This window comes from Pseudooceanicola marinus (assembly GCF_020177265.1).
Taxonomy (GTDB): domain Bacteria; phylum Pseudomonadota; class Alphaproteobacteria; order Rhodobacterales; family Rhodobacteraceae; genus Pseudooceanicola; species Pseudooceanicola marinus_A.
Window position 1 is genome coordinate 1 of the sequence record NZ_JAIVMC010000011.1, and the last position, 23,773, is coordinate 23,773.

22 protein-coding genes and 1 tRNA gene are annotated in these 23,773 nt (G+C 67.4%); 9 read left to right on the forward strand and 14 right to left on the reverse strand.

The annotated features are described in order from the left end of the window. Nucleotides 1-462 precede the first annotated feature (462 nt). Genes LC066_RS18025 through LC066_RS18040 form a run of 4 tightly spaced genes read right to left on the reverse strand, consistent with a single transcriptional unit; the run spans nucleotide 463 to nucleotide 4,435 of the window. Nucleotides 463-1,269, reverse strand: a complete 807-nt coding sequence (locus LC066_RS18025; protein WP_224901956.1) for an SDR family NAD(P)-dependent oxidoreductase — start codon at nucleotides 1,267-1,269, stop codon at nucleotides 463-465. 12 nt (nucleotides 1,270-1,281) lie between these two features. Next, the gene (locus LC066_RS18030; RefSeq protein WP_224901959.1) at nucleotides 1,282-2,226 is read right to left on the reverse strand and encodes an SDR family oxidoreductase; all 945 of its coding nucleotides are present in this window, start codon (nucleotides 2,224-2,226) and stop codon (nucleotides 1,282-1,284) included. After that, a complete protein-coding gene (locus tag LC066_RS18035) occupies nucleotides 2,223-3,116 on the reverse strand; it encodes a bile acid:sodium symporter family protein (protein WP_224901962.1) in 894 nt (297 codons plus the stop codon). The genes LC066_RS18030 and LC066_RS18035 overlap by 4 nt, the downstream gene beginning before the upstream one ends. Further along, nucleotides 3,116-4,435 carry a flavin-containing monooxygenase gene (locus LC066_RS18040; RefSeq protein WP_224901965.1) on the reverse strand — a complete coding sequence of 440 codons (1,320 nt, stop codon included), beginning with the start codon at nucleotides 4,433-4,435 and terminating at the stop codon, nucleotides 3,116-3,118. Before LC066_RS18040 ends, LC066_RS18035 begins: the two co-directional genes overlap by 1 nt. A gap of 131 nt (nucleotides 4,436-4,566) precedes the next feature. Here LC066_RS18040 and LC066_RS18045 point away from each other — a divergent pair, with 131 nt between their 5' ends. Beyond that, the gene (locus LC066_RS18045; protein WP_224901981.1) at nucleotides 4,567-5,178 is read left to right on the forward strand and encodes a TetR/AcrR family transcriptional regulator; all 612 of its coding nucleotides are present in this window, start codon (nucleotides 4,567-4,569) and stop codon (nucleotides 5,176-5,178) included. A gap of 108 nt (nucleotides 5,179-5,286) precedes the next feature. Here the strand turns inward: LC066_RS18045 and LC066_RS18050 are convergent. The 4 genes from LC066_RS18050 to LC066_RS18065 all read right to left on the reverse strand — a co-directional run bounded on the left by LC066_RS18050 (nucleotide 5,287) and on the right by LC066_RS18065 (nucleotide 8,723). Further along, nucleotides 5,287-5,363, reverse strand: a tRNA-Pro gene (locus LC066_RS18050). 121 nt (nucleotides 5,364-5,484) lie between these two features. After that, complete coding sequence (locus tag LC066_RS18055) at nucleotides 5,485-6,483, reverse strand: DMT family transporter (RefSeq protein ID WP_224901984.1); 999 nt, start codon at nucleotides 6,481-6,483, stop codon at nucleotides 5,485-5,487. Nucleotides 6,484-6,649: 166 nt separating this feature from the next. Further along, the gene (gene leuB / locus LC066_RS18060) at nucleotides 6,650-7,753 is read right to left on the reverse strand and encodes a 3-isopropylmalate dehydrogenase (protein WP_222474897.1); all 1,104 of its coding nucleotides are present in this window, start codon (nucleotides 7,751-7,753) and stop codon (nucleotides 6,650-6,652) included. 73 nt (nucleotides 7,754-7,826) lie between these two features. Further along, nucleotides 7,827-8,723 (reverse strand): LysR family transcriptional regulator, encoded by an 897-nt coding sequence (locus LC066_RS18065; protein WP_224901987.1) that lies wholly within the window; start codon nucleotides 8,721-8,723, stop codon nucleotides 7,827-7,829. Nucleotides 8,724-8,831: 108 nt separating this feature from the next. On the opposite strand from LC066_RS18065, the gene LC066_RS18070 reads away from it, so the two are divergent. Both LC066_RS18070 and LC066_RS18075 read left to right on the forward strand, forming a co-directional pair. Continuing rightward, on the forward strand, nucleotides 8,832-9,698 hold the full coding sequence (locus tag LC066_RS18070) for an epimerase (protein WP_224901990.1): 867 nt from the start codon (nucleotides 8,832-8,834) through the stop codon (nucleotides 9,696-9,698). An 82-nt stretch (nucleotides 9,699-9,780) separates the two neighbouring features. After that, entirely contained in the window at nucleotides 9,781-11,118 is a 1,338-nt protein-coding gene (locus LC066_RS18075; protein WP_224901993.1) for a globin-coupled sensor protein, read from the forward strand. A gap of 138 nt (nucleotides 11,119-11,256) precedes the next feature. On the opposite strand, the gene LC066_RS18080 is transcribed toward LC066_RS18075, so the two are convergent. From LC066_RS18080 to leuC, 5 genes are all read right to left on the reverse strand, one after another. Continuing rightward, on the reverse strand, nucleotides 11,257-12,264 hold the full coding sequence (locus tag LC066_RS18080; protein WP_224901997.1) for an endonuclease/exonuclease/phosphatase family protein: 1,008 nt from the start codon (nucleotides 12,262-12,264) through the stop codon (nucleotides 11,257-11,259). 80 nt (nucleotides 12,265-12,344) lie between these two features. Next, on the reverse strand, nucleotides 12,345-13,184 hold the full coding sequence (locus LC066_RS18085; protein WP_224901999.1) for a hypothetical protein: 840 nt from the start codon (nucleotides 13,182-13,184) through the stop codon (nucleotides 12,345-12,347). A 305-nt stretch (nucleotides 13,185-13,489) separates the two neighbouring features. Then, entirely contained in the window at nucleotides 13,490-14,008 is a 519-nt protein-coding gene (locus LC066_RS18090; RefSeq protein ID WP_224902002.1) for an HdeD family acid-resistance protein, read from the reverse strand. Nucleotides 14,009-14,253: 245 nt separating this feature from the next. Further along, nucleotides 14,254-14,859 (reverse strand): 3-isopropylmalate dehydratase small subunit, encoded by a 606-nt coding sequence (leuD, locus tag LC066_RS18095; protein ID WP_222474904.1) that lies wholly within the window; start codon nucleotides 14,857-14,859, stop codon nucleotides 14,254-14,256. A gap of 53 nt (nucleotides 14,860-14,912) precedes the next feature. Then, the gene (gene leuC / locus LC066_RS18100; RefSeq protein ID WP_224902004.1) at nucleotides 14,913-16,319 is read right to left on the reverse strand and encodes a 3-isopropylmalate dehydratase large subunit; all 1,407 of its coding nucleotides are present in this window, start codon (nucleotides 16,317-16,319) and stop codon (nucleotides 14,913-14,915) included. A 301-nt stretch (nucleotides 16,320-16,620) separates the two neighbouring features. Here leuC and LC066_RS18105 point away from each other — a divergent pair, with 301 nt between their 5' ends. The 6 genes from LC066_RS18105 (at nucleotide 16,621) to LC066_RS18130 (ending at nucleotide 22,661) form a co-directional block, all read left to right on the forward strand. Next, nucleotides 16,621-17,301, forward strand: a complete 681-nt coding sequence (locus LC066_RS18105) for an FAD-binding oxidoreductase (protein ID WP_224902007.1) — start codon at nucleotides 16,621-16,623, stop codon at nucleotides 17,299-17,301. 202 nt (nucleotides 17,302-17,503) lie between these two features. Next, nucleotides 17,504-17,866 carry a ribosome silencing factor gene (gene rsfS / locus LC066_RS18110; RefSeq protein WP_222474907.1) on the forward strand — a complete coding sequence of 121 codons (363 nt, stop codon included), beginning with the start codon at nucleotides 17,504-17,506 and terminating at the stop codon, nucleotides 17,864-17,866. Nucleotides 17,867-17,892: 26 nt separating this feature from the next. Beyond that, entirely contained in the window at nucleotides 17,893-18,363 is a 471-nt protein-coding gene (gene rlmH, locus LC066_RS18115; RefSeq protein ID WP_224902010.1) for a 23S rRNA (pseudouridine(1915)-N(3))-methyltransferase RlmH, read from the forward strand. 199 nt (nucleotides 18,364-18,562) lie between these two features. Then, nucleotides 18,563-20,083: a 2,3-bisphosphoglycerate-independent phosphoglycerate mutase gene (gene gpmI / locus LC066_RS18120; protein WP_224902012.1), complete on the forward strand. Its 1,521-nt coding sequence runs from the start codon at nucleotides 18,563-18,565 to the stop codon at nucleotides 20,081-20,083. Beyond that, entirely contained in the window at nucleotides 20,080-21,270 is a 1,191-nt protein-coding gene (locus LC066_RS18125) for a murein hydrolase activator EnvC family protein (RefSeq protein WP_224902015.1), read from the forward strand. Before gpmI ends, LC066_RS18125 begins: the two co-directional genes overlap by 4 nt. After that, on the forward strand, nucleotides 21,270-22,661 hold the full coding sequence (locus LC066_RS18130) for a S41 family peptidase (RefSeq protein ID WP_224902232.1): 1,392 nt from the start codon (nucleotides 21,270-21,272) through the stop codon (nucleotides 22,659-22,661). Before LC066_RS18125 ends, LC066_RS18130 begins: the two co-directional genes overlap by 1 nt. Nucleotides 22,662-22,749: 88 nt before the next feature. Here the strand turns inward: LC066_RS18130 and LC066_RS18135 are convergent, their stop codons facing one another. Beyond that, nucleotides 22,750-23,712 (reverse strand): NAD(P)-dependent alcohol dehydrogenase, encoded by a 963-nt coding sequence (locus LC066_RS18135; protein ID WP_224902018.1) that lies wholly within the window; start codon nucleotides 23,710-23,712, stop codon nucleotides 22,750-22,752. Between the last annotated feature and the right edge of the window lie 61 nt (nucleotides 23,713-23,773).

Genomic DNA, 23,773 nt, shown 5'->3' on the forward strand with positions numbered 1-23,773 from the left:
GAAATACCTCTGAATTTCTCGTCACCACCTCGTCGTCCAGTCCCTCCGAAGCGTCCGCTCCGTCCGTCCCGTCCGCCTCAGTGGCGCCCCGGTGCGCCTCAGCGCCGCCGGTGAAGGGGGTTCTAAGGTTTACCCCCAAAACCCGCAAGCGCTTTTTCCAACAAAAATGAAAATTCTGACAGAAAGAGAGAACAATACACGAAATCAATGACTTGGATAACACCAACTCCCGCGGAACTACACCGAAGGCGGATCGGCGGCCCACGCCGCTCGCGCCTCTGCCCTCCATATCTTGGGGTATCCACAGAGTTATCCTCAAAAGAGCCGAGCCTCACCGCGGAATCGGTGCCGACTCCGCGGGGAATCGGGACGTCTCGGGCGACTCGGCGCGGCTCCGGCGAGTCGGGGGCTGCAAAAGGAGGCCGCAGCCCCCTCTTCTCCCTCCGTACAGATACGTCTCCCTCAGGGATCGGGCTGCCCCGACACGCTCCGCTCCATCAGCCGCTGAAAGAGAGAGGGAGAAAGGCGGTTCACCCACCAGGCCAGGCGCGCCACGCGCCCCACGGGGATCATCGGCCGCCCCCGGGCCAGACCGCGCAGGATCTCCGCTGCGGCGGCCTCGGGCGTCATGTAGTCCATCCCGTCAGCGGCGGAACCGGGCCGAGCGATGCCGGAGGCCTCGCGCTCGGGCCGACCGATGTTGGTGGCGACGAAGGAGGGCGCGGCGATCTGGACCCTGACCCCGTACGCACGCTCCTCCGAGCGCAGCGACTTGAACGCCCCTTCGAGGGCATGTTTCGACGCGGCATAGGCGCAGCGGTTCAGCAGCGGGGTAAACCCGGCCACCGAGGAGATCGCCAGGTGGGTCCCCCCGGTGTCGCGCAAGGCCTGGAGGAAGTGGCCCGCCATGGCCGTGGCGGCGAAGTAGTTCACCTCGAAGACCTTTCGGTGCGTCGCCGCGTCCAGCTCCGCGAAGGGGCCAATCTGCGTGATACCGGCATTGTAGATGACCAGGTCCGCACGCCCGTGATCGGCCAGCACGCGGGCGCAGGTCCGCGACAGCGCCTCCGGCTCCGTCAGATCGCATGTATAGAGAGAGAGGCCGGACGCCGGGACGAGGGCCGACACGTTCCGGTCGATCACCGCCACGCGCCAGCCCCGCGCCAGCAGCGCCGCCGCCAAGGCCCGGCCTAATCCCCCGGCCCCGCCGGAGATGACCGCGACCCGGCCTGCGCCCTCTCTTCTCTCTTCTCTGTCAGGAAAGGTCATCGGGTGCTCCTTCTAAAGGCCCGCCTGGGCGCACCAGAGATCGAAGACCTCCGCGCTGGTCTTTTCCGGCTGATAGCCGAACTGCGATTTCAACGCGTCATTGGCCAGCACCGGCCGATATTGCAGGAAGCGGACCTGTTCCGGCCCGTAGCGGGTCAGCCCAAGGGGTTTCGCCACGGCCAGCGCGGCCTTCAGCGCCCAGGCGGGCAGCACCCGCACCGGCTTGCCCATGCGAGTCGCCAGATCAGCCACCGACAGGGCGCCATCACCGGCCACGTTGTAGATGCCTGCCGGGCCGTCGGTGGCCGCGCGCTCGATGATACGTGCCAGATCGCGGGTCCAGATGAAGACGAAGGGGCTGTCGCAGCCCGCCACCGCCAGCACCCGCGGCTTGCGGAAGAGGGCCGTGATCTGGTTCTCGGTGCCCGCCCCCAGCACCGTGCCCACGCGCAGCACCACCTGCTCCAGCGCGGGTGCGGCGCGGCGCGCCTCGGCCAGCATCTCCTCCACCTGCCGCTTGTGATCGGCATAGGCGAACTCGGCATTGCCGCGCAGCGGATCGCTTTCGCGCAGCGGGACCGGGTTGTCGGGATGATAGCCGTAGGCCGCCCCAGAGGAGGTGACGACCAGCCGCCGCACCCCGTTGGCGATGCAGGCGTCGATCACATGGCGCGTGCCGGTGACGTCGACGCGATAGGCCAGGTCGCGCCCCTGCTCCGGCGCCGGCGTGACGATCGAGGCAAGGTGCACCACTACCTCAGGCTGCACCGCCGTGATGACCCGCATGGGATCGTCCCCCGTGACGTCGAGGGTCTCGAACCGCACCTCGGGCGGAAGATCGGCGGGACGATGCAGATCGCTTGCCACGACCTCCACCTCCCCGCCGTGCTCCGCGAGTGTAAGGGTCAGGGCGCGGCCGATCATGCCAGCCGCCCCGGTGATCAGAATACGGGTCATCGGGCCGCCTCCGTCCGGCGCCAGAGCTGCGACAGGGCGAAGCCCGAAACCGCATGCCAGATGCCCCAGAAAGCGGCGACCACGGCCATGCCACCAAGCCCGTGGAAGAAGCCGAAGATCAGCACCAGGCCCAGGCCGGAATTCTGGATCCCCGTCTCGATTTTCACCGCGCGGGTGTTGAAGGCCGAGAGCCTAGCGGCGCGGGCAGTGCCGAAGCCACCCAGAAGGGCCAGCGCGTTGTGGGCGATGACCAACCCGGCAATGCCTCCGGCGAATTGCAGGAAGTAGCCCCAGTTCGACGCCAGCGCCGCCAGCACGAAGGCCACGAAGATCCCCATCGAGATCCATTGCAGCGGCCCGCGCATCCGCGCCGTGATGTCGGGGCGGCGTGTGTTCAGCGTCACGCCCAGCACCAGCGGCAGCACCAGCATCAGCCCCACGGTGATCGCCACCGACAGAGGGTCGATATGCGTCTCGCGCAGGATCTGCCGCGAGGGTTCGTACAGCGATCCCCAGAAGGCGATGTTCGTGGGCGTCAGCAGGATCGCCCCCACCGTCGCCAGCCCGGTCATCGACACCGACAGCGCCGCATTGCCCCCGGCTCGCTGGGTAAAGAAGTTGGAGATATTGCCCCCCGGGCAGGCCGCCACCAGGATCAGGCCAAGGGCGACCGAGGCCTGCGGCTGCGTCACCCAGACCAGGCCGAAGGTCAGCGCGGGCAGCACGGCAAACTGTGCCAGGAACCCGGCGATCAGGGGTTTCGGCCGCCGCAGCAGCTCCAGGAAGTTGGCGGGCGTCAGGTCGATGGCGACCGAGAACATGACCACGGCAAGGATCGAATTCAGCAACCGCAGCGAGGCGGGGCTGAAGTGCAGCATGACCTCATCCATCACGTTGCCTCCGCGCCCGACAGGCGACGAATCCAGTCGGTCACCGCCTTCCGGTAGGTCGCCTTGTCCACGTAGTAGGCCATCCGCGCCAGTTTCAGGTAGGCCATGCCGCCCGTGGCCCGATCGAACCCGGCCGCCTTCTTCTGGTGCAGCACCTCGGCGGCAGGATTGCCGCTCCGCCGCCCGGCGATGTAGCGCGCCACCATCTCGGCCTGTTCATGGCGACCTTGCCAGCCCAGGCCCGAGGCCTCGACCATGCCCAGCACGAACAGATCGTCACGCGTGGGATGCATGGCATTCAGATAGAGGTGTGGCGCATCCCCCTGCCAGTTCAGCAGTTCTTTCGCGATGAAGGGATAGTGCAGCTTGTAGCCGGTGGCGGCCAGGATCATGTCGTAGTCGGCCCGGGTGCCATCCTTGAAATGCACCGTCTTGCCCGACAGGTGGTCGATGTCCGGCCGGATCGTCAGGTCCCCGTGCCCCGCGTGGAACAGCACCAGCGAGTTCACCACCGGGTGGGATTCGTAAAGCTTGTAGTCGGGCTTGGGGAAACCGTACTTCGCCGGGTCCCCAGTGAACCACTTCAGGATCAGCCCGTCGATCCGTCGCTTCAGCCACATCGGCAGCTTGATCGCGCCGCCCAGTGTATCCGCCGGCCGGCCGAAGACGTATTTCGGAACGAAGTAGTAGCCGCGGCGCATCGACAGGTCACAGCTGACCCCATGGTGGATCGCATCGACCGCGATGTCGCAGCCGGAATTGCCGGCCCCGACCACCAGCACCCGCTTGCCATCGAACTGGCGCGGGTCGCGGTACTGGCTGGCGTGGATCAGCTCTCCCTCGAACTGCCCCCTGAAGCTCGGCATGTTCGGCTCGGACAGGGTGCCATTGGCGATCAGCACCCCGGCAAAAACCGCCTCGTGATCGCCCTCCGCATCAGTCCAGGCCACGCGCCAGCCCGCACCGTCCTCGCCCAGGGGGTCCACCCGCGTCACCTCGGCGCCGAAGGTGTAGTGCCGGCGCAGATCGTAATGATCGGCGAAATCGCGGAAGTAGCGCGCCATCTCGCGGTGCGACGGATACTCGGCCACCTCTTCGCGCATCGGGAAATCGGTGAACTCCGTCATCCGCTTGGACGAGATCAGATGCGCCGTCTCATACATGGTCGATTGTGGCGCCTCGATATCCCACAGCCCGCCCACGTCCGAGTGCAGCTCGAAACCGTGAAAGGCGACGCCCTGCTCGCCCAAAGTCTTGGCGGCTGCCAGGCCCATGGGGCCCGCCCCGATCAGGGCGAATTTCCCTGTCGTGTCCTGCATGGTATTCCTCCCTCGCACCCCTCCCGGTGCCGAGGCTAAAATGAACGTACGTTCAACATAAGGCAAGGAAATTCATGTCGCCGGAAAACACCAATAAGAAACAACGGCAAAGGGCACCCCAGAAGCGTGCCGTGGAAAGCCGGCAAAAGATCCTGGATGCGGCGGAGCGAGTCTTCGCCCAGGGGGGATTCGACGGCGCCAAAGTGCGTGACATCGCCGCCGAAGCCGGCGTGCCCGTGGGGCTGGTGCATCACCATGGCGGCGGCAAGGAGGCGCTGTTCAAGGAGGTGCTCACGCGCCGGGCCGAAATCCTGTCCGCCCAGCGGATCGAGGCGCTGGATGCCGCCCGTGCGGAGGGGCCCTTGACGCTGGACCAGGTGCTGCGCGCCTTCACCACGCCCTACTTCGAACTGGCCTACAACGGCGGCCCGCAATGGCTGGCCTATGCGCGGCTGGTGGCGATCATCTCGGCCGATGAGAAGCTGACCGAAGTCTCCGCCACCCTTTTCGATCCGACGGCAAAAGTCTTCATTCAGGAACTGGAGCACCTCTATCCGAACGCCCCGACAGCCGTCGTGGCGGAGTGTTTCGTCTACATGGTGTCCTGCATGCTGGCCCTTGTCACCGCGCGCTTCCGCATCGCGTCCCTCAGCGGTGGCCGCGAGAGTGGCGAGATGGATGGCCTGCTGACCTTCTGCCGCGCGGGCTTCGAGGCGCGGCTGGCCGAGGCGGGCAAAGCCTGACCCCGACGGACCTCGACGGGGGCCGCTCAGCTGCGGCGGGCACGGGACAGACACCGCACCCAAGGCCCGTCGCCCCGAAGGGCAGCATTTTCTCGATTTCTGGAAAATTGGTCGGAGTGGCGAGATTCGAACTCACGACCCCTGCCTCCCGAAGACAGTGCTCTACCAGGCTGAGCTACACTCCGACCGTGCAGCGCGATCTACAACCAGCGCCCGGGCTTGGCAAGAGAGAATCCGACGCAAATTCAATTGCCCCCGGACCGGACCTGCGCCGCCCGCCGCCAAGGGGCCCGCAGCGGCCCCGGTTCAGGCGTTGCGCCGGGTGCCGGGGCTTCCCGTGACGGTCTTCGCACGGTTGGAAATCATCCGCATCAACGGACCGACGCGCAGCGCCGCCGGCGTGCCAGTGCGGTTGCGCGTGCGCAGCACCGGCTGGATCGAGGCACTGCCCGGCCGGGATTCGCGGAAGACGATGTAAAGACCAGACCCGATGATCAGGACGGACCCCACAGCCGTGTTCATCCCCGGCAGCTCGTTGAACAGCAGCCAGCCATAGAACGTGGCCCAGAGGATCTGGGAATACTGCATCGGCGCGATCAGAGCCGCCTCAGCGTTGTTGTAGGCCGCGATCATGAACAGCATCGCCACCGTCGACAGCGCCGCCACGGCGAAGAACCCGCCCATGTGCGGCAGTGGCACCGCCGCGAAATTGCCCGGCAGGGCCATCAGGATGCCCATCAGGGCGAAATTGGCCACCAGCGGGTAGATCAGCATGACCACGTTGCGCTCCTCGCGGCCGATCTTGCGCACGATGACCGAGGCCAGCGCCCCGCAGGCCGCCCCGCCCATGGCCGCGAAATGGCCCAGCGACAGGTCCGACTTGCCCGGTTGCAGCACAACGGCCACGCCTGCCAGCCCGACCAGCACCGCCAGCCAGCGGCGCAGGCGCACCTTCTCGCCCAGAATCGGAATCGACAGCACGGTAATCAGCAGCGGCGTGGCAAAGAGGATGGCATAGACATCAGCCATCGGCAGCACCGAGAAGGCATAGAACCCACAGCCCGCCGCGACCACCGAGGCCAGGGTGCGCACCAGCATCCACCAGGGGTGCACCGGGCGCAGCGTCCCGGGCCGCGTGTCGCGGATCAGGATGACCGAGGTCAGCGGAAAGCTCATCAGCACGGTGAACCAGACCAGTTGGAACGCGCTGTAGTTGGCGCCCAGGATCTTGATGATCGCGTCGTGCCCCGAATAGATCGCGAAAGCCAGTAGAGCGAAGCCGATGCCGCGTGTGGTGCCGGACATGGGAGTCCCTTCCGAAAAGCCAGACATGAAAAAACCTTCCCGGCGATAATGGCCCGGGAAGGTCTGGTTTCAAGCGCTCGGCGGAAAAAGCCGGGTCGTCAGGGTGTTATTGGCCCGAAGCGCGGAAAAATGGCCCGCCGTGCGGGCCAGTTCCCGGTCCTGTGCCTCAAAGGCTGGCATCGAGGGCAGCCACCACGGCGTCGCCCATCTCGGTGGTCGAGGCGGGCGTGCGGCCTTCCTCGTTCAGCAGGTCGGCGGTGCGCACACCGTCGGCCAGCACCTTTTCCACGGCCGCTTCCAGGCGGTCGGCCTCGGCGCCCATGTCGAAGGAGTAGCGCAGCGCCATGGCAAACGACAGGATGCAGGCACAGGGGTTGGCCTTGCCCTGACCGGCAATGTCGGGGGCAGAGCCGTGCACCGGTTCATAAAGCGCCTTCGGACGGCCGTTGGCCATCGGCTTGCCCAAGCTGGCGGAGGGCAGCATGCCCAGCGAACCGGTCAGCATGGCGGCGGCATCCGACAGCAGGTCGCCGAACAGGTTGTCGGTGACGATCACGTCGAACTGCTTCGGCGCGCGGCACAGCTGCATGGCGCCGGCATCGGCGTACATATGCGACAACTCCACCTCGGGGTATTCCTTGCCCACCTCGGTGACGACTTCACGCCACAGGATGCCCGATTCCATCACGTTGGCCTTTTCCATCGAGCAGAGCTTCTTGCCCCGCTTCATGGCCAGCTCGAAGGCGGAGCGTGCGACGCGGTCGATCTCGCTCTCGGTGTAGCGCTGCGTGTTGATGCCAACGCGTTCGTTGCCTTCCTCGATGATGCCGCGCGGCTCACCGAAGTAGATGCCGGAGGTCAGCTCGCGCACGATCATGATGTCGAGACCCGCCACCACGTCCTTCTTCAGCGAGCTGAAGTCGGCCAGCGCGTCGAAGCACTGCGCCGGGCGCAGGTTCGCATAAAGGTCCATTTCCTTGCGCAGGCGCAGCAGGCCGCGTTCGGGCTTCACCGAGAAGTCCAGCACATCGTATTTCGGGCCGCCCACGGCGCCCAGCAGGACGGCGTCGACCTCCTGCGCCTTGGCCATGGTGTCGTCATGCAGCGGCGTGCCGTGCTTGTCGTAGGCGGAGCCGCCCACCAGGTCCTCGGAAACGTCGAAGGCGATGCCCCGCTTGGCGCCGAACCAGTCGATGATCTTGCGCACTTCGGCCATGACCTCGGGGCCGATCCCGTCGCCGGGCAGGATGAGAAGCGAGGGGTTGCTCATGGGACGTCCTTCCTTAACTCTGCGTCGCCTTCGCGTAGCGGGCGATGCGCGAAAGATCAAGAAACGAAAGACCTCATGCAAGGTAGGATCGTAACCCGACGGCCAGTCTGTCCCAGACAGCAGAGACGCGCGGGGTGGGCCGCAGGCTCTCATGCGCGGCGATCCACAGGGGCAGCACGGGCAGGTCCAGGTCGGGCAGCACCTGTTCGACCTCCGCGTCGCCCCGGATCAGCGGGATCTGCCCGAACCCGATGCCGCAGCCCGCGCGCACCAGTTCCCAGTAGGTGACCTGGTCGTCGCAGCGGGTGGCGAAGCGGGCCCGCTCGGGCGGCAGTCCGAGGCGCGCCATTTCCTTCAGGATCAGATCGGCACGATCGTAGCCCACCAGGGCGTGATGGGCCAGGTCGTCGACCTGCGCAGGCCGTCCCATCCGGTCGAGGTAATCGCGGGCCGCAAAGGCCCCCAGGGTCACGTCGCCCAGGTGGCGCGCGATCAGGTCGGGCTGCACCGGGCGGTACATGCGCAGGGCGATGTCAGCTTCGCGGTACATCAGGCTGTCAGTGTCATCGCTGGCCACCAGCTCTATCTGCAGCTGCGGCAGCTCGGCCCGGATCCGCGCCAGGATCGGCGGCAGCACCCGGGTCGCCACCATGCGGCTGGCCGTCACCCGACAGGTCCCCGCCAGCCGGTCGTCGCGCGCCGCGGCGGTCAGGGCAACCTCTCCCACGGCCTCGGCCATGCGCCGGGCGGGGCCCAGGATCTGCCGCCCCTCCTCCGACAGGATCAGCCCGCGCGGCTGGCGCAGGAACAGGGTCATGCCCAGCCTCCCCTCCAGCGCGCTTACCTTGCGGCCCAGCGTCGGCTGCGACTGCCCCAACCGTCGCGCCGCCGCTGACAACGATCCGGTTTCGGCCACCGCCAGGAAGACCTGCACCGCGGCCCAGTCGAGTGTCTGCAATCGCTCATCCATTCAAGAATGAATAGCCAGCGATTGATTTCGGTCAATTCCCATTCCCCCTGCGCAGGCGCAGGATAGCGTCAGACTCGTCACTCTCCCCTGATGCGAAAGGAGCGTCCCATGCCCGGCAAGGTCCTCATCCTCGGTTCCCACGGCCGTTTCGGCCATCACGCGGCGCAGGCCTTCGGCGCCGCCGGCTGGCAGGTCACGATCTTCGACCGCCACCGCGACGACCTGGCGTCGGCGGTGCAGGGCCAGGACGTGATCGTCATGGCCGCCAATCCGGGCGGGTATCAGCACTGGGCGCGGGAGCTGTTGCCCCTGCATCGCGCGCTGATCGCCGCCGCGCAGGGCAGCGGCGCCACGATCTTGCTGCCCGGCAACGTCTATGTCTTCGGCCCCGAGGCCCCGTTCGGCTGGGATGCGGACACGCCGCACCTGGCGACCAACCCGCTGGGCCGGCTGCGTCAACAGATGGAAGGCGACTATCGCGCCTCCGGCTTGCAGGTGATCGTGCTGCGCTGTGGCGATTTTCTCGACACGCGGCCCTCGGGCAACTGGTTCGACGCCCATATCGCCAAGGGCGCCCACCGGGGGCGTTTCGCCTATCCCGGCCCGCTGGACCGGCCCCACGCCTGGGCCTATCTGCCCGATGCCACCCGGGCCGCCGTGGCCCTGGCCGAACAGCGCACGCAATTGGGGCAGTGGGAAGACGTGCCCTTCCCCGGCTACACGCTGACCGGGACCGAACTGGCCGCTGCGACCGGCAGGGCCATTGGCCGCGACGTACCTGCGGGCCGCATGGCCTGGTGGCCGCTGGCGCCTCTGCGCCCCGTGGTCCCTGCCCTGCGCGGCATCTTCGAGATGCGCTATCTCTGGTCCCTGCCGCACCGGCTGGAGGGCGCGAAGCTGCAGCGCCTGCGGCCGGGCTTCGCCGATACCCCGGTCGAGGAGGCCATCGCGGCGGGGCTGGCCCATCACGGGTGATCGGTGAAGGACAGCGCGATAAACGCTTCGGTAAAGTCTGTGCCCGATGATCCGCGCAGGTTGTCGACGAAGGATCCCGGGGATGAGTTACGACATGCCCGCTCTGCTGGCGCAGATCGGTCTGGACCATGACAGGCGGCGTCTGCTGTCCGAGGTCGGCGCGGTCCTGTTGCCGCATATGGACGCGGCGCTGGCGGGACAGACGGAGCTGATCCGCGCCGAACCGGCGCTGGACGCGATGTTCCGCGACGATACGCACATGCGCCAGGTGATGACCGGCCAGGTCACCCATTGGCAACGCCTGTTCACCGGGCCGCTGGATTCGGATTTCGCCGAACAGGCGATGAAGATCGGCCGCATCCACTTTCACGCCGGCCTGCCGGTCGAATCCTACTTCGCCTCCTACGCCCGTACCCTCAGCGCGATGCAGGGGGTCCTGCTGAGCTCGCTGGCCCGCTTCGGCCGGTTGCGCGTGGCCGAGGCGGTGCAGATGATCGATGCCCTGTCGCGCGCCACGATGCTGGACCAGCTGCTGGCGGTCGAGGGCTACAACACCGCCCAGCGGGAGGATTTCGGCAAACGCCTGGGCGCGCTCAGCGAGAATTTCCAGCGCGCGATCGGGGATGTTTCCTCCGGGGTTCAAAGCTCGGTGACCGAACTGGCGGGCGTGGCCGACGGCATGACCCGCGGCGCCGCCGGCGCCCTGCCGCAGGTCGAGGCGGCGGTGGACGCCGCCGGCAGCACCGCCAGCATGATCCTGTCGGTCTCCGCCGCCGCGGAGGAGCTGTCGGCCTCGATCAAGGAGATCACCAGCCAGGTCACCCACGGCCAGCAGATCTCGGCCGATGCCACCCAGAAGGCGGAGCGGACGGACAGCCTGGTGCGCACCCTGCGCAGCTCCGGCGACGAGATCGGTGGCGTGGTCGAACTGATCTCCGACATCGCCTCGCAGACCAACCTGCTGGCCCTCAACGCCTCGGTGGAGGCCGCGCGGGCCGGCGAGGCGGGCAAGGGATTCGCCGTGGTCGCGGGAGAGGTGAAACACCTGTCGATGCGCATCTCGGAGGCCACGACGGAAATCTCCGCCAAGATCGACCAGATGCAGCAGGACATGGCCGAGGCCGTCGCCGCGATCCAGGACGTCGGCGGCACGATCCACCGCATGGCGGAGATCTCGGCCTCGATTTCCGTCTCGGTGGAACAGCAGAAGATGGCGACCGACGACATCGCCCGCAATGCCGAAGCGACGGCGACCGGGACGGAACAGATGACACGCAACATAGAGACGGTCAGCGGGGTGATGCGCCAGACCAGCGAGGCCACCCGCAGCGTTCAGACCGCCGCCGAGGGCCTGAAAGGCCGCTCGGACGAATTGCGCGGCCAGATCGAGAAGTTCGTCGCCGGAATCAGGGCCGCCTGAGCGAGAAGATCACGAAGGCCGGCACACGGTTCTGGGCACCGGCCCATGTAATAAGCGTAAAGCGCGTCGCGCCTGCCATCCCTCCAGCGTCTCCCGTGCCCACGGAACGGAGCGCCAGGTGTGCCCAGCGTGCGCCGCTCAGGGCAGAGCCACCTCCACCCAGATCAGCCGATGGCGGCTGGCCTCTGCCACCGTCTCCGCCATCGGCGCCTCGGCAATGGGCCAGAAGACCCCTGCATCATGCAGGATCAGATCCACGGAGGGCAGGACATAGTCCACCCGCATGCGCCCCGGCCCCTCGGCGGGCCAGTCGACCGTCGTGTCCCCGCCGGCGGCGTCCGGTGCGTGCCAGCGGGGAGCGGGATCCTGCAGTCGCGGATCCTCCAGCAGCGCCCGGATTGCCTCGCGCCGCCCCTCTCCCCGTTTCGGATCCAGATTGGCCCCGCCGAGGATCACGAATGGCGCAGGCAGCCCCCGGGGCCCGTCGACAGCTTCAGCTTCCACCGCGCCCAGCGGGAGCCCCCGCGGCAGCGCGCCATCCAGCAGGTGCCGCCAGAAGATCACCTCGTCATGGTTGCGCCGGCCGTTGCGATCTTCCGGCCCGTCGAAGACCGGCGTGGTGGCACGGAACAGACCGAGGTGCAGCACGCCCTGCGGGGTCTCCACCGGCAGCACCCAATGCACCATCGACGACAGGCGCTGCACCCCGTGGCCCGGGTCGTCCGCGGCGATCAGACTGCCCGGCAGGTCCTGCCACAGCAGCGCCGAATGATCAGCCCCGACCCCGATGGGCCAGCGCGACAACAAGGCCAAACCGCTTTCGCCGGTGAAGCGGCCATAGCCCTGCGCGTCACGCGCTTCCCCCCGCCGGCCATTGCCGTCCATGTCCCGCCCGGTGGCCAGCCCGGCATTGGGCAACGCGGTGAAGAGATGCGGATAGGGCGCGGGCAATGCGGCGTTCAGTGCCGCCAGCGTCCGCGCTTCGGCATCCGCGTCGATCCCGGCCAGAACGAGAATGTCGGGGGACATGGCGCTGATCACCTTCAACACCGCGACGACCTGCGGATCGGTCGCGCGCGTGACGTCACGCAGCAACAGCCCCGGCCCGTCGCGGGCCAGTTCCGTGTCGAAATAGGCCAGCCGCAACGGCTCCGCGCGCAGCGCAGGCGGCCAGACGAGGCAGGTTAGCAGGAGCAGAAGCGCAGGAGCGCGCCCGGCGAGTTGGCTTAGATCGCCAGGACGCCTTCGGCCTTGGCGGCGGCGTAGGTGCGGCGCCGCTTGGCCTCGATCATCGCCGCGACACGGGCCAGGGCCACGCCGCGCATGATCAGGTTTGCCGGAAGGAAGGCCCATGCCACCATCGTCCAGATCAGGGTCTGCGGCAGCGCCAGCGCGTGCAGATCCACCATCGGCATCAGGAAGCGCACCACCACCGGTGCCAAGAATGGCAGCAGGAACCCTAACACGATGTTAACCACCGAATCCCGCTTCAGCCGGGCCAGGACGTCACCCCCCCCCGTGGGGTCGAACAGCGGCAGGTTGATCCAGACATTGAAGGCGCCGTAGCGGGCGGGCCAGCCATAGACCCGCACCAGGATGCCGAAGGCCACCAACCCGCAGAGCGAGGTCAGATAGGCGATGCCGGCGGCGGCGCGCACGTCTTGGATGAAGACGGAGGAAGCATCCTCCGGCAGCGCCAGAATCACCAGCCGGACCGGCGAATAGGGGAAGTCGACCGCGTTCACCAGAATCTGGCCCACGCGCTGCAACAGATCCGAGATCGGCGAATCCAGCGCCGGGCCGGACTGGTACACCGTCAGCAGCAGGATCATGGCGAAGGCGGTGAAGTAGCGCAGCCTGTTCACCGGCGGGGCGAATCGAAACTCGATGATGGTCGGGAACTGGCTGAAATATTCGATGAAGGTATAGAGGGCGCCAACCATGGCGACCAGCACGACGACCTGGGCCGCGTCGGCGGTGATGTCCGGCAACAGCAGCGAGGGCGTGGCGATTGCCAGCGCAATAAGGATGGCCCGCATCAGGGCGCCGGTGACTCGAACGATCACTGCTCGTCTTCCTTCAAACTGGCCCGGGCGTCTTTTGCGTTTGCCCGTGTTTCCACTTTGATGCCGCTGCATGGCGGACTGCCTCATTCTTGCCACGATTTAGACACCCCTCCGCCCAAAGGCTCAAGAGCTGCTGTCAGGAGACACCGATATTGCGGCGAAATGCGGGCCAAACTGGTGCGATCTTGCATCATTTGCCCCGCAACCCCTGGTTGCAGCCCGCCGATGCGCCTCAATGCGTGTTCAGTGTGCAGCTGCGGGCCGTACCCTGCGTCCCGGGCTCCTATGCCGTCGGCGGCGGGGCTTCAATAGCCGCGATGGCGGGAGATCAGCCCGAAGGCGACAAGGGCCGCCCCTTCGGCCAGCAACTGGATCCCGAGGAGAATCCCCAGGAAAGTGGTCGCCGCGGCGCCCACGTCGAAGAGCACCATCAGGCCGATGGCCAAAGAGGCGACGCCCGACAGCAGCACCAGCGAGAAGAAGGGGGCACCGCGCAGAGACGCAGCCATGGCTAGCCGTACGAATCCCATCAGGAAGAAGATCGCCCCCAGCAGGATCGTCAGCGACAACGTGCCCGCCAACGGATTTGCCAGCAGCCAAACCGCGGCCACGATGGTTAGCAGGGCCACCAGCCCGTTGCGCCGCCGACCCTGGTGCGGACCGGCCTTAAACTCGACCCAGGCTTGGGCGACGCCGGAAATCATGAAGACGATCCCGACCAGGGAGGTGACGGCCAGCGAGGCGGCAAAGGGATTGGCCAGGGCCAGGGCCCCCATCACCAGCAGGGCCACACCGATCAGGACAAAGGCGGTGGAAGGTCTCATGGCGCAGGGTCTCCTGGGCTGCGGGGCACGTTGCCAAATGCGCGTTCGATTTCAGACGCATGCCGGGCCAACCTGCCCCGCTTCGTCGCCATCAACAAGCCCGTTTCCGTCGGGACGCGCGCCATCGCGCAGCGCCGGTGCAGCAGGGCACAGATGCAACCGTCGTGAACGTGGGCGCCGGTCACTGCCAGCGCACGAAAAAGGGGCCCGCAGGCCCCTTCTCTTTACTGCGGTGATCACCCGGATCAGACCCAGGGACGGGCCTGTTCCATCTGGCTTTCAAAGCTGTCGATGGCCGGCGCCTTGGCCAGGGTCAGGCCGATGTCGTCCAGGCCTTCCAGCAGGCAATGCTTGCGGAAGGCGTCGACCTCGAAGGGGAAGACTTCACCATCGGAGGTGGTGACGGTCTGGGCTTCCAGGTCCACTTCCATCCGGGCGTTGGCGCCCTTCTCGGCGTCCTCCATCAGCACGTCCACCACGTCTTGCGGCATGACGATGGGCAACATGCCGTTCTTGAAGCAGTTGTTGAAGAAGATGTCGGCGAAGGAGGTAGAGATCACCACCTTGATGCCGAAATCGGCCAGCGCCCAGGGGGCGTGTTCGCGCGACGAGCCGCAACCGAAGTTGTCGCCCGCGACGATGATCTGGCTTTCGCGGTAGGCGGGCTTGTTCAGCACGAAATCGGGAATCTCGTTGCCCTGATCGTCATAGCGCATCTCGGCGAAGGCATGCACGCCCAGGCCCGAGCGCTTGATCGTCTTCAGGTACTGCTTGGGGATGATCATGTCGGTGTCGATGTTCACCAGCGGCATGGGCGCCGCGATCCCCGAGACTTTCTCGAACTTTTCCATTTGGCTTTCCTTTGGCTGTCCGGTGGCGGAGAGGCTGGCCCTCCGCCCGGGGATCACATCATTTCACGCACGTCGGTCAGGTGGCCGGTCACGGCTGCGGCCGCTGCCATTGCAGGCGACATCAGGTGCGTGCGGCCACCGCGGCCCTGACGGCCTTCGAAGTTGCGGTTCGAGGTCGCCGCGCAGCGGTCACCCGGGGCCAGCTGGTCGGGGTTCATCGCCAGGCACATGGAACAGCCCGCCAGGCGCCATTCGAACCCGGCCTCGGTGAAGATCTCGGCCAGGCCCTCTTCCTCGGCCTGGGCCCGCACCAGTCCGGAGCCGGGCACGATCATGGCGCGGACGCCGTCCTTCACCTTCTTGCCCTTCAGGATCTCGGCCGCGGCGCGCAGATCCTCGATCCGGCCGTTGGTGCAGGACCCGATGAAGACCGTGTTGATCTCGATCTCGGACAGCTTCTGGCCCGGGGTCAGGCCCATGTAGTCAAGCGCCCGCTTGGCCGCGTCGACCTTGCCGCCGGCGAAGCTTTCGGGGGCCGGCACCACGTCGGTGATCGGCAGGACATCCTCGGGCGAGGTGCCCCAGGTGACGACGGGGGCGATGTCCTCGCCGCGGATGGTCACGACCTTGTCCCAATGGGCGTCGTCGTCGGAATAGAGCGTCTTCCACCAGGCCATGGCGGCTTCCCACTGGGCGCCCTTCGGCGCATGGGGGCGGCCCATGACATAGGCGAAGGTGGTCTCGTCCGGCGCGATCAGGCCGGCGCGGGCGCCGCCTTCGATGGCCATGTTGCAGACGGTCATGCGGCCTTCCATCGACAGCGAGCGGATGGCCTCGCCGCAGTACTCGATGACATAGCCGGTGCCGCCGGCGGTGCCGGTTTCGCCGATCACGGCCAGGGTGATGTCCTTGGCGGTAACCCCGGGGTTCAGCTTGCCGGTGATCTCCACCTTCATGTTCTTCGACTTGGACTGGATCAGCGTCTGGGTGGCCAGCACGTGTTCCACTTCCGAGGTGCCGATGCCATGGGCCAGCGCGCCGAAAGCGCCGTGGGTGGCGGTGTGGCTGTCGCCGCAGACCACGGTCATGCCGGGCAGGGTCCAGCCCTGCTCGGGACCGACGATATGCACGATGCCCTGACGCACGTCGGTCACCGGGTAGTAGTTGACGCCAAACTCCTTGGCGTTGGTGTCCAGCGCGGCGACCTGAATGCGGCTTTCCTCCGGCATCTGGTCGGGGTTCTCGCGGCCCGGGGTCGTGGGCACGTTGTGATCGGGCACGGCGATGGTGCGCTCGGGCGAGCGTACGGTGCGGCCGGCCATGCGCAGACCCTCGAAGGCCTGCGGGCTGGTCACCTCGTGCACCAGGTGGCGGTCGATGTAGAGCAGGCTGGTGCCGTCCTCATCCTGCTGGACGACGTGCGCGTCCCAGATCTTGTCATAGAGCGTCTTGGGGGACATGGGTCCTCTCCCTCGGTTTTCGTGGAAATTCGCAAAAGCGGAAAACGCGCGCGGCCCGCCGCCGGTGCCAAATGGCACGCGGCACCGCGCCCGGCCTCATAGGTGGGCCTGGATCGTCAGCGTCGCACCGAAGAACCGCCAGGGCAGGCGGGCACGGTCGTCCATGTCGAAAATCTGCGTCATGACGGCTCAAATACTCTTCGCGCCGCGTTTCATCAAGCCTGCGCTTCGCCCGCGTATCGCCATGGCCATCCGGAACCCTGTCGCCACCCCGCCCGTTGTCCCGTCAAAGGAGGTTCCGATGACCCAGACCATTACCCTGAAGGACAAGCGCCAGCTGACGCCCGATGTCCACGCCTATACCTTCACCCGCCCCGACGGCCTGGAGTTCACCCCCGGCCATGCGACCGAAATGACCCTGAACCGAGAGGGCTGGAAGGAAGAAGGGCGCCCCTTCACCTTCACCTCGCGCCCCGAAGAGGACCATCTGCAGTTCGTCATCAAATCCTACCCCTCCCATGACGGGGTGACGGAACAGCTGCCAGACCTGGCCCCCGGCGAAACCGTGGAAATCGCGGAGCCCTTCGGCGCGCTGGAGGACAAGGCCCCCGAAGCCCCCGCCACCTTCCTCGCCGCCGGCGCCGGCCTGACGCCCTTCCTGGCGATCCTTCGCGAACGCGCGGCGCAGGGCACGCTGCAGGGCTGCCAGCTGATCTTCACCAATGCCACCGAGGCGGACATCATCCTGCGCGGCGAACTGACGGCGATGGAAGGTCTGACCACCCATTTCACCGTCACCGACGGCCCGGCGAAAACGGTGGAGAAGGCCAAGGTCGACCGCGCCTTCCTGGCCGACAAGATCCACGATTACAGCGGCCATTTCTACATCTGCGGCCCGCAGGGATTCGTCGACGACATCCGCGATGCGCTCACCGCCCTCGGGGCGGATGCGGACCGCATCCACACCGAGGAAGGCTGGTGAAACGCACCAGCGGCACCGGGCGGGGTGGCGGATTTGCCGCCCTCCCGCCCATGTCATCCGGATTCATTGAAAACCCGCCCCCGCGCTGTTACCTTTGGGACATGCCCAGCACCGGGGCCGTGGTCGGTGCGCATCCAGGGAGGACGATGTCCTGTCACTTGACGCAACGGCGGATCATTCCGCATCCTCGGGGGCCCAGATGATGGCAGCCCCGCAAGAGCTGAGTGTCCAAGACCAGCTCACCCTCATCCTGAAATCGCTGGAAGACGACAAGGCCGAGGAGATCGTTCAGATCGACCTGGCCGGCAAATCCTCCATCGGGGATTACATGGTCGTCTGCTCCGGGCGCTCGTCCCGCCAGGTCGGCGCGCTGGCCGAAAAGCTGGTTGAACGCCTGAAGGAGGCCACGGGCCGCACCGCCAAGGTCGAAGGCAAGGAAACCGGCGACTGGGTGCTGATCGACACGGGCGACGTAATCGTCCATGTCTTCCGCCCCGAAGTGCGCGAGTTCTACCAGATCGAGAAGATGTGGATGGAGCCGGGCCAGAAGACCCCGCTGTCCTGATCCGGACGGCTGCTGCCTGAGGCCCGATGAAACTGCATCTCTGCGCCATAGGCCGGCTCCGCAAGGGGCCGGAAAAGGCGCTGATCGACGACTACCTCGACCGCGCCGGGAAGACCGGCCGCGCGCTCGGGCTCGGTCCCTGCGCGGTCAGCGAGGCCGAGGCGAAACGCGGCGGCGGCATGGCCGAAGAGGCCGAGCTGCTGTCCCGCATGATCCCCGATGGCGCGAAGCTGGTCTGCCTCGATGAACGCGGCAAGCTGCTGACCTCACCGCAACTGGCCGATCAACTGGGCGCCTGGCGCGACGAGGGGATCCGCGACACGGCCTTCGTCATCGGCGGCGCCGACGGGATCGACCCGGCCCTGCGCGCCCGCGCCGACCTGTCGATCTCCTTCGGCAAGATGGTCTGGCCGCACATGCTGGCGCGCGTCATGCTGTCCGAACAGATCTACCGCGCCACCACCATCCTCGCCGGATCGCCCTACCACCGCGTTTGACGCGCGGCTGCGACGGACACCAATCAGGCCCGGCGCCGAGAGGTCGCGCCTGTTGGCGGACTTTGCAGCCGGGGCGCCCCCTGCCCCCACATCAGGCAGCACCACGGCTGAACCCTGCCCGCCCCGGCAGCAGAGGTTTCCCCCCTGCCGCGAAGGGTCTAGAACGACAGCAGACCCGGGCCACGTTAGGAGAATCCGCATGTCCACCCCCAAACCTGTCGTCCTGTGCATTCTCGATGGCTGGGGCCTGCGCGAGGAAACCGAGGCCAATGCCCCGGCCCTGGCCGACACCCCCACTTTCGACCGGCTGTGGTCCACCTGCCCCCATGCCACGCTGACCACCTTCGGCCCCGACGTGGGTCTGCCCAAGGGCCAGATGGGCAATTCCGAGGTGGGCCACACCAACATCGGCGCCGGGCGCGTCGTCGCCATGGACCTGGGCCAGATCGACCTGGCCATCGAGGACGGCTCCTTCGCCAGGAACGAGGCCCTGCTGGCGATGATCGCGACGCTGAAGGACAGCGGCGGCACGGCCCATGTGATGGGGCTGGTGTCGGACGGCGGCGTGCACGGCTCGCTCACCCATATCCTGGCGGCGGTGAAGATCATCGCGGGCGCCGGCGTGCCCGTGGCCCTGCATGCGGTGACCGACGGCCGTGACGTCGCCCCGCAATCCGCCAAGGGCTACCTGGACACGCTGGAGGCGGGCCTGCCCAAGGGCGCGCGCATCGCCACCGTCTCGGGTCGCTACTACGCCATGGACCGTGACAACCGCTGGGAACGGGTGTCCAAGGCCTATTTCGCCATGATCAAGGGCCAGGGCGAAAAGACCGCCGCCACCGCGCAGGAGGCCGTCGACCAGAGCTATGCCAGCGATGTCATCGACGAGTTCATCCTGCCCACCGTCATCGGCGACTACGTCGGGGTGGCTGACGGTGATGGCTTCTTCTGCATGAATTTCCGCGCCGACCGCGCCCGCGAGATCCTGCGCGCCATCGGGGAACCGGAGTTCGCCGAATTCGACACCGGACCGCGCCCCGCCCTTTCGGCCCTGCTGGGCATGGTGGAATATTCCGACGACCACAACGCCTACATGACCACCTGCTTCCCCAAGCGGGAGATCGTCAACACCCTGGGCGACTGGGTGTCCAAGCACGGCAAGACCCAGTTCCGCCTGGCGGAGACCGAGAAATACCCCCATGTGACCTTCTTCCTCGACGGCGGGGTCGAGAAGATCAAGCCGGGCGAGGATCGGTACATGCCGAAGTCGCCCAAGGTGGCGACCTATGATCTGCAGCCCGAGATGTCCTCGGTCGAGGTCACGGACAAGTTCGTCGAGGCGATCGAGAAAGGCTACGACCTGATCGTGACCAATTTCGCCAACCCCGACATGGTGGGCCACACCGGGTCGATCCCCGCCGCCGTCGCCGCCTGCGAGGCGGTGGACCGTGGCCTGGGCCGCGTGGTCGAGGCGCTGGAGAAGGCGGGCGGTGCGATGATCGTCACCGCCGACCATGGCAACTGCGAAACCATGGTGGACCCGGAAACCGGTGGGCCGCACACGGCCCATACCACCAACCCGGTGCCGGTGATCCTGTTCGGCGGGCCCGAGGGGGCCGCGCTGCGCGAGGGGCGCCTGGCTGACCTGGCGCCGACCCTGCTGGAGTTGATGGGGATGGAGAAACCGGCCGAAATGACCGGCGAGAGCCTCATCAAGTGAGGCCCCCGCGCCGCCTTCCCTGCCGGCTGACCCGCGCGCTGGCCCTGCTGGCGGGGCTGGCGATCCTGGTGCTGGCACTGCTGGGACAGGGGGCCCCGGCTCGCGCGGCGACCGATGCCGCCGCGCTGGCCCGCGCCGCCGCGTCCGAGCTGGAGGCAGCACATGACCGGCTGGACGGGGCGGAACGGGCCTCCGACCGGGTGGCGGCGCTGACCGCCACCATCGCCGCCTATGAAAAGGGCCTCTCGGCCATGCGTGACAGCCTGCGCGCCGCCGCCCTGCGCGAGGCCCGCATCCAGGCCCAGTTCGACGCCCAGCGGGACGAGATCGCGGCGCTTCTGGGGACGCTGCAGACCCTGTCCCGCGAACCCGCCCCGGTGCTGATGCTGCATCCCGACGGGCCGATCGGCACCGCGCGATCCGGCATGCTGATGGCGGAGGCCGCGCCGGCGCTGAACCAGAAGGTCGCAGAGCTGCGCGCCCGGCTGGAAGAGGCCCGCGAGCTGCGCGCGCTGCAGGAGGCCGCCGCCGACCAGTTGCATACCGCGCTTTCAGGCGTGCAGGAGGCACGCACCGCGCTCAGCCAGGCGGTGTCGGATCGCACCGATCTGCCGCGCCGCTTCACCGCCGACCCGATGAAGACGCAGCTGCTGGTGGCCACCGCCGAAACCCTGCGCGCCTTTGCCTCGGGCCTGTCGGAGATCACCGAGGGCGAAGAGGCCCCCGCGGCCCAGGATATCACCGCGCAGAAGGGGCAGATCCCCCTGCCCGTACAGGGCAGCGTGCTGCGCCGCGCGGGCGAGGCCGATGCCGCCGGTGTCACCCGCCCCGGCGTGGTGCTGGCCACCCGTCCCCGCGCCCTGGTCACCGCGCCGGTGCCGGCGACGATCCGCTATCTCGGCCCGCTTCTGGACTACGGAAACGTGATGGTCCTTGAACCTCAATCCGGTTTACTCTTTGTTCTCGCCGGGCTCGATATCGTCTACGGAGAGATCGGGGAGGTGCTGCCCGCGGGGGCACCGCTCGGCCTGATGGGGGGCGAAGACCCCGCGCCCGGCGCAATTCTGGCCCAATCCCGGGACGGCTCTGGAAATGACCGCTCGGAAACGCTTTACATGGAAGTCAGGCTGGGCAACGAGCCCCAGGACCCACTGACCTGGTTCGCAGTCACGAAGGACACGCAATGATGAAGAAATTCGCCATGGCAGCGATCAGCGGGATGACCGTGGCGGTGATCGCCACCACCCAGATCGCCCCGCCGCTGCTGGCCCAGGACGCGAGCCGGGACAGCTCCGTCTACGAACAACTCGACCTCTTCGGCGACGTCTTCGAGCGCATCCGCAACCAGTATGTCGAGGATGTCGATCCCTCCGACCTGGTCGAAGCGGCCATCGACGGCATGCTGACCTCGCTTGATCCGCACAGCAGCTATCACCCGCCCGAACAGGCGGACGACCTGCGCGTGCAGACCCGGGGCGAGTTCGGCGGCCTGGGCATCGAGGTGACCCAGGAAGAGGGCTTCGTGAAGGTCGTCACGCCGATGGACGACACCCCCGCCTATGACGCGGGGATCGAGGCCGGCGATTACATCACCCACGTGGACGGCGAATCCGTTCTCGGGCTGACGCTCGACGACGCGGTGAAGATGATGCGCGGCCCCGTCGGTTCGGAGATCGTCATCACCGTGGTCCGCGAAGGCGAGCCGGAGCCCTTCGACGTGACCATCGTGCGTGACACGATCAAGCTGACCGTGGTTCGTGCCCGCACCGAAAGCGACTCGATCGTGCTGCGGGTCTCGGCTTTCAACCGCCAGACCTACCCGACCATGGTCGAGAAGCTGAACGAGGAGATCGAGGCGGCCGGTGGTCTCGACAACGTCAACGGCATCGTGCTCGACCTGCGCAACAACCCCGGCGGCCTGCTGGATCAGGCAATCCTGCTGTCCGACGCCTTCCTCGACAAGGGCGAGATCGTCTCGACCCGCGGCCGCGAGGCCGGGGACGGCGAGCGGTTCAACGCCGAAGCCGGTGACCTGGTCGACGGTAAGCCGATCGTCGTGCTGGTCAACGGCGGCTCCGCCTCCGCGTCGGAGATTGTCGCGGGCGCCCTGCAGGATCACCGCCGCGCCATCGTCGTGGGCACCAAGTCCTTCGGCAAGGGCTCGGTCCAGACGGTGATGCCGCTGCGTGGCGACGGCTCCATCCGGCTGACGACGGCGCGCTACTACACGCCCTCAGGCCGCTCGATCCAGAACCTCGGGATTTCGCCCGACATCGTGGTGCACCAGCCGCGTGTCGATCCCAATGCCGAGGAAGGCGAGGAAGAGGAACAGGTGGATCGCCCCCGCCGCTCCGAGGCCGATCTGCGCGGGACCCTGGACAACGACTCGCTGAGCGAGGACGAGATCCGCCAGATCGAGGAAGAACGCGCCCTGGCCGAAGAGGCCGCGCAGCTGCGGGACGAGGATTACCAGCTGGCCTATGCCATCGACATCCTGCACGGGCTGGCGGCCCTGGGGCCGCAGTACCGCGCCCCCGCCATGCTGGCCGGAGAGACGGACGCCAGCGAAGGCAACTGAGCCGCGACGCATCGCTGAGACCAGACCCCCGCGCAGGCCCTGCGCGGGGGTTTTTCCTTGCCGTGTCGAACCCGCGACAGCGCCCCTGTCATCCATCCATGCGCAAGACCACCGCGCCACGCTTGTGCCGCCCCTCGACGCGGGCATGGGCGGCGCGCGCCTCGGCCATGGGGAACACCTCCCCGACCAGCGGGTGCAACTGCCCCTCGGCCCAGAGCTTCACCAATGCCTCCAGATCCTCCGCCCGGTCGGCATTGACGTGGATCTTCACCCGCCTGCGCGCCCATGGCCAAAGCGCCGCCGCGATCTCCCGCAGCCCGAAATTCAGCGGCACGAAGACACCGCCGGGACGCAGCAGCGCCCGGGCCTGCCGCACCGACAGCGCCCCGAAGGTGTCGAGCACAACGTCAAAGCTCTGCCCCAGGGCGGCCAGATCGGCGCTGCGATAGTCCAGTGCCGTTTCGGTGCCCAGCTCGCGCAGCAGCGCCAGATTGCCAGCGCTGGCCATGGCCGTCGCCCGCGCACCTAAGGCCGTCGCGATCTGCACCGCCATGGCGCCCACCTCGCCCGATCCGCCGGTGATCAGCACCCGCTGCCCCGGCTTCAGCTGCGCCACGTCACGCAGGAAGACCAGCGCGGCCAGCCCGCCGAAGGGCAGCGCTGCAGCTGCCTCGGCGCTCATGCCTGCGGGGCGGGCCACCACGCAGGCGTCGGGGCCGATCACCAGCTCCTCGGCATGCGCCCCCGCCGGCACGAAGCCCAGCACCTGCTGGCCCGGGCTCCAGGGCGACCCTTCGCCCGCCTCCGTCACCTCTCCGGCAAAGGCGCTGCCCAGCACCGGCTGCCGGGGGCGCCGCCAGCCGAACATCGCCCGCCCGACAAGCGCCAGCACGCCGGGAAAGGCCGCCGCCCGCAACCGCCAGTCGGCCGTCGTCACAGCCGCCGCCTGCACCCGCACCCGCGCGCCTTTCGGCTGTAGCTCGGGCCGCGCCCGCTCGGCCAGGTGCAAAACGTCCGGGCCGCCATACGCTCCGTAGACAATCGCTTTCATCACCACGCTCCATCGCTGTTGCGCAGGATCTAACGCCTCAGCACACTCAACAGAATTGACT